The sequence below is a fragment of the Siphonobacter aquaeclarae genome (genome assembly GCF_900103285.1).
Taxonomy (GTDB): domain Bacteria; phylum Bacteroidota; class Bacteroidia; order Cytophagales; family Spirosomataceae; genus Siphonobacter; species Siphonobacter aquaeclarae.
The window spans coordinates 265686-277923 of the sequence record NZ_FNGS01000006.1 but is presented as its reverse complement, the minus strand read 5'-3'; the positions used below and the strand labels follow the sequence as shown (position 1 = coordinate 277923).

Annotated in this window: 14 protein-coding genes; 6 read left to right on the top strand and 8 right to left on the bottom strand. The window is 54.2% G+C overall.

Going from position 1 to position 12238, the window contains the following annotated elements; all coding sequences use genetic code 11:
* The first annotated feature begins 21 nt into the window (after positions 1-21).
* Positions 22-1713 carry a T9SS type A sorting domain-containing protein gene (locus BLR09_RS17140; protein WP_093204941.1) on the top strand — a complete coding sequence of 564 codons (1692 nt, stop codon included), beginning with the start codon at positions 22-24 and terminating at the stop codon, positions 1711-1713.
* A gap of 66 nt (positions 1714-1779) precedes the next feature.
* Here the strand turns inward: BLR09_RS17140 and BLR09_RS17135 are convergent, their stop codons facing one another.
* The 8 genes from BLR09_RS17135 to BLR09_RS17100 form a co-directional block, all read right to left on the bottom strand.
* Complete coding sequence (locus BLR09_RS17135; protein WP_093204939.1) at positions 1780-2724, bottom strand: aldose 1-epimerase; 945 nt, start codon at positions 2722-2724, stop codon at positions 1780-1782.
* Positions 2725-2726: 2 nt separating this feature from the next.
* Complete coding sequence (locus tag BLR09_RS17130) at positions 2727-3476, bottom strand: LytR/AlgR family response regulator transcription factor (RefSeq protein ID WP_093204936.1); 750 nt, start codon at positions 3474-3476, stop codon at positions 2727-2729.
* A gap of 39 nt (positions 3477-3515) precedes the next feature.
* A complete protein-coding gene (locus tag BLR09_RS17125) occupies positions 3516-4580 on the bottom strand; it encodes a sensor histidine kinase (RefSeq protein WP_093205347.1) in 1065 nt (354 codons plus the stop codon).
* Between the two features lie 182 nt (positions 4581-4762).
* On the bottom strand, positions 4763-5413 hold the full coding sequence (locus BLR09_RS17120; RefSeq protein ID WP_093204933.1) for a hypothetical protein: 651 nt from the start codon (positions 5411-5413) through the stop codon (positions 4763-4765).
* A 6-nt stretch (positions 5414-5419) separates the two neighbouring features.
* A complete protein-coding gene (locus BLR09_RS17115; RefSeq protein ID WP_093204928.1) occupies positions 5420-5935 on the bottom strand; it encodes a hypothetical protein in 516 nt (171 codons plus the stop codon).
* Positions 5935-6777 carry a phosphatidate cytidylyltransferase gene (locus tag BLR09_RS17110; RefSeq protein ID WP_245689943.1) on the bottom strand — a complete coding sequence of 281 codons (843 nt, stop codon included), beginning with the start codon at positions 6775-6777 and terminating at the stop codon, positions 5935-5937. The genes BLR09_RS17115 and BLR09_RS17110 overlap by 1 nt, the downstream gene beginning before the upstream one ends.
* Complete coding sequence (locus BLR09_RS17105) at positions 6746-6937, bottom strand: hypothetical protein (protein WP_093205344.1); 192 nt, start codon at positions 6935-6937, stop codon at positions 6746-6748. The genes BLR09_RS17110 and BLR09_RS17105 overlap by 32 nt, the downstream gene beginning before the upstream one ends.
* 225 nt (positions 6938-7162) lie before the next feature.
* On the bottom strand, positions 7163-8050 hold the full coding sequence (locus tag BLR09_RS17100) for a CPBP family intramembrane glutamic endopeptidase (RefSeq protein ID WP_245689942.1): 888 nt from the start codon (positions 8048-8050) through the stop codon (positions 7163-7165).
* Positions 8051-8123: 73 nt separating this feature from the next.
* Here BLR09_RS17100 and dusB point away from each other — a divergent pair, with 73 nt between their 5' ends.
* From dusB to frr, 5 genes are all read left to right on the top strand, one after another.
* Entirely contained in the window at positions 8124-9113 is a 990-nt protein-coding gene (dusB, locus tag BLR09_RS17095; RefSeq protein WP_093204924.1) for a tRNA dihydrouridine synthase DusB, read from the top strand.
* Positions 9114-9229: 116 nt separating this feature from the next.
* Entirely contained in the window at positions 9230-10156 is a 927-nt protein-coding gene (locus tag BLR09_RS17090; protein ID WP_143011134.1) for a DMT family transporter, read from the top strand.
* 48 nt (positions 10157-10204) lie between these two features.
* Positions 10205-10702, top strand: a complete 498-nt coding sequence (locus BLR09_RS25905) for an acyl-CoA carboxylase biotin carboxyl carrier protein subunit (protein WP_093204918.1) — start codon at positions 10205-10207, stop codon at positions 10700-10702.
* A gap of 164 nt (positions 10703-10866) precedes the next feature.
* A complete protein-coding gene (gene pyrH, locus BLR09_RS17080; RefSeq protein WP_093204915.1) occupies positions 10867-11586 on the top strand; it encodes a UMP kinase in 720 nt (239 codons plus the stop codon).
* An 86-nt stretch (positions 11587-11672) separates the two neighbouring features.
* Complete coding sequence (gene frr, locus BLR09_RS17075) at positions 11673-12233, top strand: ribosome recycling factor (RefSeq protein ID WP_093204911.1); 561 nt, start codon at positions 11673-11675, stop codon at positions 12231-12233.
* The last annotated feature ends 5 nt before the right edge of the window (positions 12234-12238 follow it).

The following is a 12238-nucleotide window of genomic DNA, read 5'->3' as shown; positions in this document are numbered from 1 at the left end:
GCATCCATTCCAACCAAGCCCATGAAACACACCTACTTCCGCCTTCTGCTGCCGGTGCTTTTCTGTTTTTCCGCGCTTACAGCATACGCCTCTTTTTTACCGGATTCCTCCAAAAACGCTGAAGTCGCCTGGGACTGGACGGCCTGCTGTTCCGGTCATACCATGTACGCTTCACGCAATGGCGAAAAACCGACAAAACTTACAGCCGTTCAGCTTCCCTTTTATTCCTCCGGCCATTGGCTCGTTGAGGCCTACTCCAACGAACAAAAAGACATGTGGCCCGAAGACGGCTGGATACTGGCCTACAAAGATTTCGGAACGGCGGAGAAAGCGCCCCCTTTTCCGTTCTTCGTCCTCTATAATCGCTACAAGGGTACCTTTCGGGTAATGGTTTACAACGCCCGTGCCGTGCTGGCTTCGTATTTCAGGCTGACGCTTTCCTTCAGTCAATCTCCCGCCGCTTTGTTTACGTTTACCGAGAAACGGGGACGGTATCAGTCCCTGGAATCCTATGACTCAGGAGCGCGGCAAATGGTGGTCACACAGGCTTCTCAGGGCCAGGGCTGGATCTGCGGAGACTTTCTGATGACGGGGTACGTTCCGGATCTCGCTTCCGGGTCCACGCTCCGGCTGGATGTCGACGCCGTCGGACAATGGTATGCCGGACAGGGGGACCCGGCCTGGGAAAGAACTCTCTCCGGCGCAGGCGCAGGCGGATCATTGCCGGACGATGACTTTCCGGCGGCGATCCGGAACGGGTATAAATCCTTCTCTTCTCCCGACGCAGTGTCATCTTTTCTCGGACGAACCGATATGTATTCGACGCTGGAGAAATGGCTCTCCATCGGTGACGCTGCCGGTATAGACTACCTCATTTCCGGGCAGGACGGGTTCAGCGGATACCAGCCGGTTTCATTCAAAAATCAGCCTCCTCTTGTTGTTCTCGGCGCTCAGATCGTACCGCTTGCCTCTTATCGTTTTGCCCTGGGAACGGATACACGTCCCGACGCGTATCCATTGCTCCAGCCCGTTTCCTGGGGAATTTTCAACGTCAAGAACACCCTGGACTGGATCAGCTCCCGGCAGACGCGAACCCAGTTTTGCCCGCAGAAAGACAAACAAATTACCGACAACTATACTGCCCGCCGGTTGCCGGCTATCGAACTGGCGGTCAATCCGGATATACCGATGACGCTGATATCTTCTCAGGCAGCGGTCGTATATCCTACCGGAAGTCCGGCGTTTTTTGACCTGGCACGGGTACCGGAAACCGATTTCTCCTACCGCGGATATGACAACTGCCTCGGAAAAGAAGTAGATACCAAGGCCCTCGGCGTGGGCTTGCGTCTTGAGTTTGAAATCCGCCCTCCGCTGAAATCCTATGGAAAGCGGATTACTTTCTACAAGACATACTACTCACAATCCGAAGACGGTATTTTCACAGGTAACTATCCCGAATTCAATGCATTTCCTAATCCAACACCGAGCGGCACAACCTTTACCTTTCCGAGAACGGAAACCGGCGCTATCCGGATCTACGATTTGCGGGGTAATCTGATCAACACCTATACCGGCACCGATCTGCGGCAAGGCCGGTTAGATTGGCCGGGTACTACTCCCGACGGCAACCGATGCCCGGCCGGAACCTATGTCGTCCGCTTCGAAGACGGGCATGGGAACACCGCTTCCAGACGTCTCGTCAAAATCCCCTGAAAACAACAAAGGCCCCGCTAAAACCGGGGCCTTCCTTTTATCAAACCGAAAACCGTCAACCGAAAACTAATCCAGGTACACACTAAACCGGTTCCGGAACACCTCTCCGGCTTTCAGCGCATACAGGCCTTCGCCGTTGTTAAACGCGTCGACATTGGCCGTGAGCGGCTCGATGGCTACGCGTTTGCGATCGGGGAAGGTATAGACGACCTGGTACTCCGTCTTACCCGGGCCGCGTTCGTACGCCATGTGCAGCGTGACGTTTTGAACGGGAGAAACCAGACGGGCTTCGTTGCCGGTCGGCTTCAGGGCGAAAATGGCATCGAGGGAATTTCCATTAAGAGAGTACCCTTCGCCTGCTTCGAATGGCACGGTATCCCCGGGCATCATCTGCTTGTCGTCCAGAAGTATCTGATGGTCAGATGGGAAGAAGATGGTCCAGTCGTCTACCGTACCGCCCGGCAACTGGAAATACGGATGCCACCCGAGGGCTACCGGCATGGTTTCTGCGCCGGTATTGGTCGCGCTGATCTCGATTTCGAGCTTCCCGTCTACCAGCAGCTCGTACCGGATCTCAAAATCAAACGGAAAAGGATAGCCCGGATAGGAGCCGTCGTGCCGGTAAGTCAGCCGCAAACCAGCCGAAACGCCGGTCGACGCCCACTCTCCCGCCACCTCAAACGGCTCATGGTGTACGATGCCGTGGATGGCCGTATTCCGCGCCGGTTCGTTGACCGGAAGCTGATACGTCTCTCCCTGAAAGGCATAGACGCCGTCTTTGATGCGGCTCGGCCAGGGAAACATAAACGTTCCGGCGTAATCGGGATTGTCGCCAAACAGCGCCGGATCGTCGGGACTGTCGAGGACGGTAAACCGCTGCCCGTCGTTCGACAGCGTCAGCCGGCGGATGATACCACCCAAACCGGGCAGAATGTGTACGCGGTCGCCCGTTTCGGGATTGACCAGTTGGTACTCGGAATAAGAACCGTAGTCGGTGGTACGAATGTCCATTCTTACAAACTCAGTAGCTCCTTGAAACGGATGGCCTGCCTCCGGGAGATTTCGATTTTTTCCGGTTTCTCGGCTGTACTGCGCAAGGTAGCCAGCAAGCCGCCCGAGAACCAGGGTTCAATTTTGTCGATATAATTCAGGTTGATGATGTGCTTGCGGTTGGCCCGGAAGTAGGTCTTGCTGTCGAGGCGGTCTTCCAGGGCGTTGAGCGATTTGAGTACCAGGGGTTTCTGATCGTCGAAATGCAGGCGGACATAGTTGCCCATGCTTTCGAAGAGCCGAACTTTCCCGAGGCGTACAAACCAGCATTTCTCTCCGTCCTTGATAAAAATCTGGTCGTTTTCAGTCAGCACCTTCGCCGTGCCGTCGGTACGGCCCTGCTGCTCCAGCTCGTGATGATGAATTTCTTCCTCCGCCCGCTGAATGGCTTCTGTCAGGCGGGAGAGCTCGACAGGTTTCAGCAGGTAATCCAACGCGTTCTGTTCGAATGCCTTGATGGCGTATTCGTCGTACGCGGTGGTAAAGATAACTTCCGGAACGTCTCCCTCGAGGCTTTGCAGCAGTTCAAAGCCGTTTTTTCCCGGCATCTGAATATCGAGGAAAAGAAGGTCCGGTTTGAGCTCGTCGATCAGCTGAATGGCTTCATCTGCATTGGCGGCTTCTCCGACGATGTGGACTTTGGGAAAATTCTCCAGCAACCGCTTCAGTTCATTGCGGGCGAGGCGTTCGTCGTCGACTATCAGTGCTTTCATAAGGATTGGTAATCCGGCCTCCCGGCCGTTATGGAACGGTTAAACATTGACCACCACCGGCGTTTCCTTGGGTTTCGGATTCTCCAGCGGTATCATGATTTCGGCGCAGACAACGTCTTTGGCCGACTGGTAAATTTTGAATTCGGCCTCGTCACCAAACAGCAGTTTGAGGCGGCGTTCGGTATTCTTCAGGCCGAAGCCTCCGGAATCCGTGCCCTGCAGCACGCCGGTATTGGAGATCCGGATGTCCAGTGAATTCTGGTGTATCCGGGATTCGATGCTTACAAAACCCCCTTTGATGGGTTTGGATACGCCGTGTTTGATCGCATTTTCGACGAGCGTCTGCAACATCATCGGCGGTACGAGGCAGTTCATGGTTTCCGGATAGACATTCCGGCGTACTTCCAGGCGCTCCTCGTAGCGAATCTTTTCCAGGGCGAGGTAATCGTCTACCGTTCGCATTTCCTCGCCAAGTGTAACGGTTTGCCGGCGGTCGGCCAGCAGGCTACTTCTCAGGATATTGGATAGCTGAGTGATCCCTTTCTGCGCGCGGTCCGGATCTTCCAGAATCAAGGCCCGGATGCTGTTCAGGGCGTTGAACATGAAGTGCGGATTGAGCTGTGCCCGGAGTACCTTGGCTTCCGTTTCCCGGGCCAGCGATTCCAGTTTGACCTTTTCCACGGCGATTTCCCGCGTGCTTTCCAGGTACTGAAAAACGTGGTAGAGGATCAGCCAGATGAGCATGGGTTTCCCCCAGAAAAAGAGATAACTCAGAAAATGGCTGCTTGGCGAGTCGATTTTCAGGGTAAAGGCATCGAGGCGGATATTCAGCGCCGTCATGATGACCGCCATCAGCGTCGCCGTCAGCAATACCTGCGGAATCGCCCGTTTGTAATCAAGAAAGACTTGTTTATGCTTCTTGACGTAGTTCCGGTACAGGTGCGTCAGCAGAATACACAGTACTACATTGAAACAGTATACGAGGACGTGAATCCATATCTCCGTATCCTCGAACTCAAGGGAATAGGTCAGCAGGTCGTTAAACAACCAGAGCGACCAGCCTACCCATTGAAAAAACCAGTATATCTTCTGTTTATCGTTCATATCTCGTTGGCCGGCGGTTCTGCTCAGCGATCCGTTCCGGTCCGCCGACCCTGTCAAACCGAATATAGGTAAGGGGTCCGGACGCGGAGCGGCAGTTTTGGATTAACGGGAAAAAACCGGGATAAGGTACCCGTTTTGACTTTTGAATTTCGGGAGCGGGCGGATGAGCGGTCCGCCCGCTTTCACGGGCCAAGCTGAAACCGGGCAAAGAGCTCTTCAGAATACCATTTTCCTGCCTCTTTCCGGCGGATAACCTGCCGGTGTTCCGACAAACCATATGCATAGTTCTTCATCGCTTCCTGGCTGGTCCAGATGCTGAAGGTAGCCTGCCGGATCCAGGGCAGCTCTCCCATTCCGACAGAATACACCAGTCCGTCCGCTGCTGCGAGACTGTCGGCTGCGAGACGCGCATTTTTCCAGAAAGCAGGTAATGCAGACAGGCGCACGGTAGCCCGGGTAAGAACGGCCAGCGGTCTCTGTTCTTCTTCCGTTGTTTCCGGCGAAAAAGGCTGGATACCGTCCCAGGTTCCGTGGCTGCGGGTTGTCTGAAGCCGGAAAAATTCCGTTTTCGAGCAGCGGTCCCTGACGTTTTTCCAGAAAGAAGAGGTTGTAAAAAAATCCCCGGCGGCGGTAGTATCCGACCAGACCGCCAGAAAGGCATACCTGGAAAAATCCGGACGGAGGCTGAATACCCTTCCCTGCCCGGTTCCCATCCACCGGAAAAAGAGAAGTCCCGGAACCTGCCGCAGCACACTGCCTGCCAGGCCCATCTGCCCGAACGCCCACCAGCGGTGACGGGGCGAAAAATGCAGCACGGCGAAGGTGACAGGCATAGCGGTCTACTGGTTCAGGTGACGAAGAATTTTGACTGCCCGCGACCGGTACGCCGGCTTTTCCAGCTCCAGTCGTTCCTGGAGTATGAAAGCGAGCTCCGGCCCCAACTCGGGGTATGTTTCCGTCAGACGATGCAGGACCGTCATCGAAAAAGCCTTTACTGCTACCGGCTGGCCCGGATCGCGGAGAAAATCAAAGCAAATACGCGCAACCTCGCCGTGGTACTCTTCCGGCAGTGCGATAAACTGAAGCATACGGACGGAATTCCGGCGAACAGCGTCGGGAAGGTCCTTTCGAGACAGGTTATGCAAAAAGACCGGAAAATGCGGATTCAGTAAAAACGGAAACGTCTCTACTACCCCGTCGACCACCCGGCTGGCGCGCTGGGCAATGCGGGGCTCGTCTCCCGAAAACAAGTGAAAAAGCCTGGAAAAACGCTCCGGATCGGCTCCGACATACGCGATCAGTCGCCTGGTCTGCGCTGCGGAATGCTCTTTCCGGAGTTCGTCCAGCAGGTCCATCAGAACACTTTGAGAAAGGTTACGATGAAGGGAGCAGAAAGCAGCAGGCCGTCGAACCGGTCCAGAAATCCGCCATGCCCGGGAATAACCGAACCGGAATCCTTGATCTGGATACTGCGTTTGAAGAGGGATTCAACAAGGTCGCCATAGGTTCCCGCCACCACAATCACCCCGCCGATACCGTACCATTGCCAGGGACTGAGATCGGTAAAGAACTGTGAAAGCAGGTAAGCGACAAACATCGCGGTCGCGGCCCCGCCGATACTTCCCTCCCAGGATTTTTTGGGAGATACCCGTTCAAAGAGTTTGGTACGGCCGAATTTGGTTCCGGCGAAGTATGCGCCCGAGTCGCTCGCCCACAGCAGGAAAAGGCAGCCGAGTACCCGCTGGTAGCTATACTCCCCTCCGAGCAGCGCGATCACGGTAATCAGCGCAAACGGAAGGGCTACGTAGATAATCCCCAGGAAGGTATAGGCAATGCTTGTAAACGGCTTGACTTCGTTTTTTTTGTACAGCTTGATGAAGAATATCAGCGTAAAAAGCGGCGAAAGCAGGAAGTACAGTTCGAAATGCAGGTAGTGCTTTTCGATCAGAAAGGTCAGGATATTCATAAAAACCCCAACGCCCGTACCATAATACTTCAGAGGCGTGATGTCGTCGAGGCCGACGAGTTTGTAAAATTCCAGCTGAGCCAGTCCGCCGATAAGCGAAAACAGAATCAGGAACGTCCATTCGCTCCAGTAAAGGGAAAAGATAATCAGGGCGGCTCCGATAACGGCGGCGATAACCCGCTGTACCAGATTCGAATAGCTACTCAGTCTCGTCTGTATTCGTTTCTTCATTTCGTAATACCCATTCGGCGAAGACTGCGTCTTTGACAGGCACATGGATTTCATGATGACCCCAGAGGTACGCACTATCCTGTTTGCTCAGGACCACGGCGTCAATTTCATACTCGTGAGCCAGCCAGCCCCGCAGCAATTCTGCGCGGTGTGGCAGCATCGATTCGTACACTTTGACCCAGCCTTCCAATGGTTTGATTTCGGATTGTTTGGTTCAGGAAAGGGTTGGCAGGGACGTCGGAAACGGGCCATGCCTATCCGGCGAAGATGCCGGTTACTTTTCATATATCCAAGGACGCAAAAGTATGCTCCCTGCCCTGCTATCCGACAGCCTGCGCCGCAAAACAACGACAGACCGGAGAATTTTGCGGAGGGAACGAAGTTTTCAGCGGATGACTTTCCGGTTGCGGTACAGCGGAATCAGGATGCCGATCGTCGCCGCCAGCGATACGGCCGCGATGGCGAGCGGGACGTTTTCGTCGGGGTTGACATCCGTCACTCCCTGCTTTTTCAGGTGCATCATCGTGACGGTGAAACCGTTGTTGACAAAGTGTGCCCAGACCGGTACCCAGAGATTCCCCGACCAGACATACAAATACCCGAAAAGCGCGCCCAACAGCATCCGCGGAAAAAAGCCCATGAACTGCACGTGAATCGCACTGAAAACAGCCGCCGCTACCAAGATTCCGACATGCGTACTGCCCGACCAGCGCTGGAAAATCGGCTGGAGCGTGCCGCGAAACAGCATTTCCTCGCCCAGCGCCGGTATCACGCCAATGACGAGTAACCCCAGCAGAAAATGCGCCGGCGTCCGGAAATCGGTCAGGTATTCGGTGAGCGCCTTGAGTTTCTGCTCCATGTCGAGCATCCATTGCGGCATGGGCAGTAGCTGGTTCCACTCAAAAACGAGGCCGTTGAACGGAATAAATGCGATGACTACTACCGGCGTCAGAATCCAGAAGAGCGGCGAACTTTTTACCGCCGGAAACGGGTTCCTCTTCTCAATCAACCGGATAAAAACCCAGGCGCTGAACGCATAACTGAAAAGAGAGGCAAGTGCCTGAACGAGCATCGTCGCCAACCAGCCGTTGGGATAGTGCCCGGGGTTGGTTGAAAAGCCAACCAGATCGCCCGAGCCCGTAAGCCATTGAATCAGGGGAAGGGCCAGGGCCAGCTGAGCAACCGAACTCAGTACCAGCACCAGACCAAATACAATCAGGATACTCGCCAGGGGGGACAATCTTCCCGAAGGCGGGTAGGTAGTTTCCGTCATTATCGGTTATTTTTGTACAAAATTAGCAATCGCCGCCGTGTTTTGCGCGGGCCGGGCGACGAGGAGAAAAGGCATGACAAAGATCAAAGATATAGAATTGGGTGAGTTTCCGCTGTTGCTTGCGCCGATGGAGGACGTCAGCGACCCTCCTTTCCGGGCTGTATGCAAGGCGGGAGGCGCCGACCTCATGTACACGGAATTTGTGTCAAGCGAGGGATTGATCCGGGATGCGTTCAAGAGCCGGCAGAAGCTGGATATCTTTGAATACGAGCGCCCGATCGGCATTCAGCTTTTCGGTTCGGACATTGAAACCATGGCCGAATGCGCCAGAATCACGTCTGCCGTCTCCCCCGATCTGATCGATATCAATTACGGCTGCCCCGTTAAACAGGTAGCCTGCCGCGGTGCGGGCGCCGCGCTTCTTCAGGACATTCCGAAGATGGTGAAGATGACCGAAGCCGTCGTCAAAGCCACACACCTGCCTGTCACCGTCAAAACCCGCCTGGGCTGGGACGATTCCACCAGAAACGTGGAGGAAGTCGCCGAACGCCTGCAGGACATCGGCATTGAAGCGCTCACCATTCACGGGCGGACGCGGGTACAGATGTACAAGGGTGATGCCGACTGGAACCTCATCGGCAAAATCAAGGATAATCCGCGGATTCGTATTCCGATTTTCGGAAATGGAGATATTGATTCTCCGGAAAAGGCGCTGGAATATAAAAACCGCTACGGTGTCGACGGAATCATGATCGGCCGGGCGTCGATCGGGTATCCGTGGATCTTCAACGAAATCAAGCACTTCCTGAAAACGGGAGAAAAGCTGGAGGCGCCAACCATTGCCGACCGCGTGGATGTCTGCCGGAAACACGTCGAGTTTTCCGTGCGCTGGAAAGGCGAACGTCTTGGAATAGTCGAAATGCGCCGGCATTATGCCAGTTATTTCAAGGGAATTGACGGCGCGAAGGCCTTCCGGAATCGCCTGGTACAGGTTCCTACCCTCTCGGAAGTAGAAGAGATTTTACAGGAAATAGCAGCGACTTACGACGCCGTGCCGGCTTAACCGGTTGCTTTTCCGCTTCGAAAAGACAGGGCCTGTGTCCTGTCTTTTTTTGTTGGGATCGTGTGGAATTCTCCGGTCCTTTTTCGGGTTCTGTCAATACCTTCGATACACTTCTCATGCAAAAGTCTACTTCCCTTTCCGCCTGGATTATTCTGTTTGGCCTCGCTTTGACCTGGGGCAGTTCGTTCATTCTGATGAAGCAGGCGCTGCACGCTTTTTCGGGTATTCAGATCGCCTCGTTCCGATTGCTGGCCGCCGGAGCCTTTTTCGTTCCCCTCCTCATTGCACAGCGTGCATACCTGCCGAACCGTACTGAATGGGGCTGGAGTTTTGTCTGCGGGATGGTCGGCAGCTTCTTTCCGGCTTACCTGTTTTCCTATGCAGTGATGCACATGGACAGTTCGCTGGTGGGAATTATGAACTCCTTTACGCCGCTGTTTGTCCTCGTAATCGGATACCTGTTTTTCCGTCAGCGGATCAGCCGTCGGCAACTGGGCGGCCTTTTCCTCGGACTGGCGGGCTGTATTATGATCACCCTCAGCGGGTTACAAGGGCAACTGACCTTTAACAGCTATTCGCTGCTGGTGGTATTGGCAACGATCCTCTACGGCCTGAATCCCTTTTTGCTCCGGAAGTACCTGTCAGGCCTGAAACCACTGGTGCTGACGGGCGCGACTTTTGTCACGATTGCTCCCCTGGCGGCAGTTTTCCTTTTTCAGACAGATTTCGTGGACCGCATGCAGACGGAGGGCGCGTTCTGGTCGCTTGCAGCGGCGGTGACACTCGGGCTCGTTGGCTCGGGCATCGCGATGATTTTCTACAACCACCTTCTTCAGATTACCGGACCGGTATTTGTCAGTTCGGTCACGTACCTGATACCGATTATCGCCGTGGGCTGGGGCGTACTGGATCACGAACAAATTCAGGTTCAGCATTTTGTGGGCATGGCGATCATTCTGGTAGGCGTTTACCTCGTCAACTATGCGCCGCCGAAGAAACAGGTCGCTTCTGAGGTGAAAGTGGCACCGGACGAGGGAATCTGAGCGGAACTCCTTACTTTGGCGCTCAAACCCTAAAACCAGGACACGCTGATGTACCAGGCCACTGTTGGCGACCGCCTGCTCGATGTTGATCCCTCGGCACAAACCCTCGGCGGAGACGTCCTCGACGCGGATATTGTTCCGTTGAAGGACGGTTTCGTTCACCTACTCTGGAAAAATAAATCCTACACGGCCGAATGGCTGGGAAATGATCCGGTCTCAAAATCCGTCACCCTTCGCCTCAACCGGCAGGTCTTTCAGGTTGCGCTCAAAGACCGGTTTGACCTGTTGCTCGACCGCCTCGGTATGAAGGCGGCGGCTTCGTCGCAGGCAGCGGATCTGAAGGCACCGATGCCGGGAAAAATCGTGTCGGTGCTGGTGGAAGAAGGGCGGCAGGTACAGAAAGGCGATTCCCTCCTCATTCTTGAGGCGATGAAAATGGAGAACGTACTGAAAGCTCCGGCGGATGTGACAATCGGTCCGGTTCTGGCCGTGCCCGGCCGGAATGTCGACAAGAATCAGGTTCTGATTCAGTTCCGTTCATCGTAAATATCCAATCATTGGATAATATTTACCCGCAACAATGAATACATAATCCATTCATTGTCAGATTTTTGTGCGCATTTTCCTTTTTCATCCACCCATCGAATAGTACTACTGTCCTTGCCTGACTGGCATCCAGTTTCTTAACTTCGTCACTCAAAAACATCTTTATGGAAACGCCGAAATACAAGCGCATTTTACTCAAACTCAGTGGAGAGGCTCTCAGCGGAGAAAAGAAATCCGACAAGATCATTGATGCGGCCATTCTCGAGCAATACGCAAAGGAGGTAAAACGCGTGGCTGACCTCGGCGTTGAGGTAGCAATCGTCATCGGCGGCGGCAACATTTTCCGGGGAAAGGAGCTCGAAGCGACCGGCCTGGACCGGGTACAGGGCGACTACATGGGTATGCTCGCGACCGTCATCAACGGCATGGCCATTCAGGCAGCGCTGGAGAAAGAAGGTCTGTTTACCCGGCTTGTTTCAGCTGTGAAGATGGAGCAGATTTGTGAACCGTTGATCCGTCGGCGGGCGATGCGGCACCTTGAAAAGGGCCGCATTGTTATTTTCGGGGCCGGTACCGGTAACCCTTATTTCACGACCGACTCTGCTGCCAGCCTCCGTGCGATTGAGATGAAGGCCGACGTCGTTCTGAAAGGCACCCGTGTAGACGGCGTTTACACAGCCGATCCGGAGAAAGATCCCAACGCGGTACGCTACTCGACGGTTTCCTTTGATGAAGTCATTGCCAAAGACCTGAAAGTGATGGACCTTGCCGCCTTTGCCCTTTGCCGGGAGAACAAGTTGCCCATTGTTGTCTTTGATATGAACAAGTCCGGAAATCTCTATAATCTGGTCATGGGCCATGAAGTAGGCACGCTTATCGCTTGACAATCTCAGATAGTTTCCTGATTTTCGGGGCCTGAATTTTTCGACGATTTTTGTCAACTTCTGAAAGTCAATCATTTATCTCCGCAATGGACGAAATAGAGTTTTATCTTGACGCAGCCAAGGAAACGATGGATGGTGCCATCAAGCACCTGAATATCGAGTTAAGCAAAATCCGGGCAGGGAAAGCTTCCCCGGCTATGCTGGAAGGCGTCATGGTGGAATACTACGGTGTTCCCAGCCCGATTCAGAACGTCGCATCGATCACCACACCCGACGCGCGTACCATTACCGTCAAACCGTTTGAAAAGAAAATGGTGAACGAGATCGACCGGGCCATCCGGAATGCGAACCTCGGCTTTTCACCTGCCAACGACGGCGAGCAACTCCGGATTACCATTCCGCCGCTCACCGAAGAACGCCGCCGGGACCTGGTCAAGCGTGTCAAAGGCGAAATCGAAACGGCCAAAATCAACATCCGCAATGCCCGTCAGGATGCCAATAACAGCATCAAGAAACTGACGAAAGACGGCGTGTCGGAAGACGCAGTCAAGCAGGGCGAAGAACGTGTGCAGAAACTGACCGATTCCTTCGTCGTGAAAATAGATCAGATTTTCGGAGCGAAAGAGGCTGATATCATGTCGGTATAATCTGC

What these genes read in the sequence shown, in the direction of transcription:
- BLR09_RS17130 (WP_093204936.1), bottom strand. Translation starts at nt 3,476, where the DNA reads ATGAAAGCACTGATAGTCGACGACGAACGCCTCGCCCGCAATGAACTG.
- BLR09_RS17110 (WP_245689943.1), bottom strand. Translation starts at nt 6,777, where the DNA reads ATGAAGAAACGAATACAGACGAGACTGAGTAGCTATTCGAATCTGGTA.
- BLR09_RS17140 (WP_093204941.1), top strand. Translation starts at nt 22, where the DNA reads ATGAAACACACCTACTTCCGCCTTCTGCTGCCGGTGCTTTTCTGTTTT.
- BLR09_RS17105 (WP_093205344.1), bottom strand. Translation starts at nt 6,937, where the DNA reads ATGCTGCCACACCGCGCAGAATTGCTGCGGGGCTGGCTGGCTCACGAG.
- frr (WP_093204911.1), top strand. Translation starts at nt 11,673, where the DNA reads ATGGACGAAATAGAGTTTTATCTTGACGCAGCCAAGGAAACGATGGAT.
- BLR09_RS17125 (WP_093205347.1), bottom strand. Translation starts at nt 4,580, where the DNA reads ATGAACGATAAACAGAAGATATACTGGTTTTTTCAATGGGTAGGCTGG.
- BLR09_RS17100 (WP_245689942.1), bottom strand. Translation starts at nt 8,050, where the DNA reads ATGACGGAAACTACCTACCCGCCTTCGGGAAGATTGTCCCCCCTGGCG.
- dusB (WP_093204924.1), top strand. Translation starts at nt 8,124, where the DNA reads ATGACAAAGATCAAAGATATAGAATTGGGTGAGTTTCCGCTGTTGCTT.
- BLR09_RS17090 (WP_143011134.1), top strand. Translation starts at nt 9,230, where the DNA reads ATGCAAAAGTCTACTTCCCTTTCCGCCTGGATTATTCTGTTTGGCCTC.
- pyrH (WP_093204915.1), top strand. Translation starts at nt 10,867, where the DNA reads ATGGAAACGCCGAAATACAAGCGCATTTTACTCAAACTCAGTGGAGAG.
- BLR09_RS25905 (WP_093204918.1), top strand. Translation starts at nt 10,205, where the DNA reads ATGTACCAGGCCACTGTTGGCGACCGCCTGCTCGATGTTGATCCCTCG.
- BLR09_RS17135 (WP_093204939.1), bottom strand. Translation starts at nt 2,724, where the DNA reads ATGGACATTCGTACCACCGACTACGGTTCTTATTCCGAGTACCAACTG.
- BLR09_RS17120 (WP_093204933.1), bottom strand. Translation starts at nt 5,413, where the DNA reads ATGCCTGTCACCTTCGCCGTGCTGCATTTTTCGCCCCGTCACCGCTGG.
- BLR09_RS17115 (WP_093204928.1), bottom strand. Translation starts at nt 5,935, where the DNA reads ATGGACCTGCTGGACGAACTCCGGAAAGAGCATTCCGCAGCGCAGACC.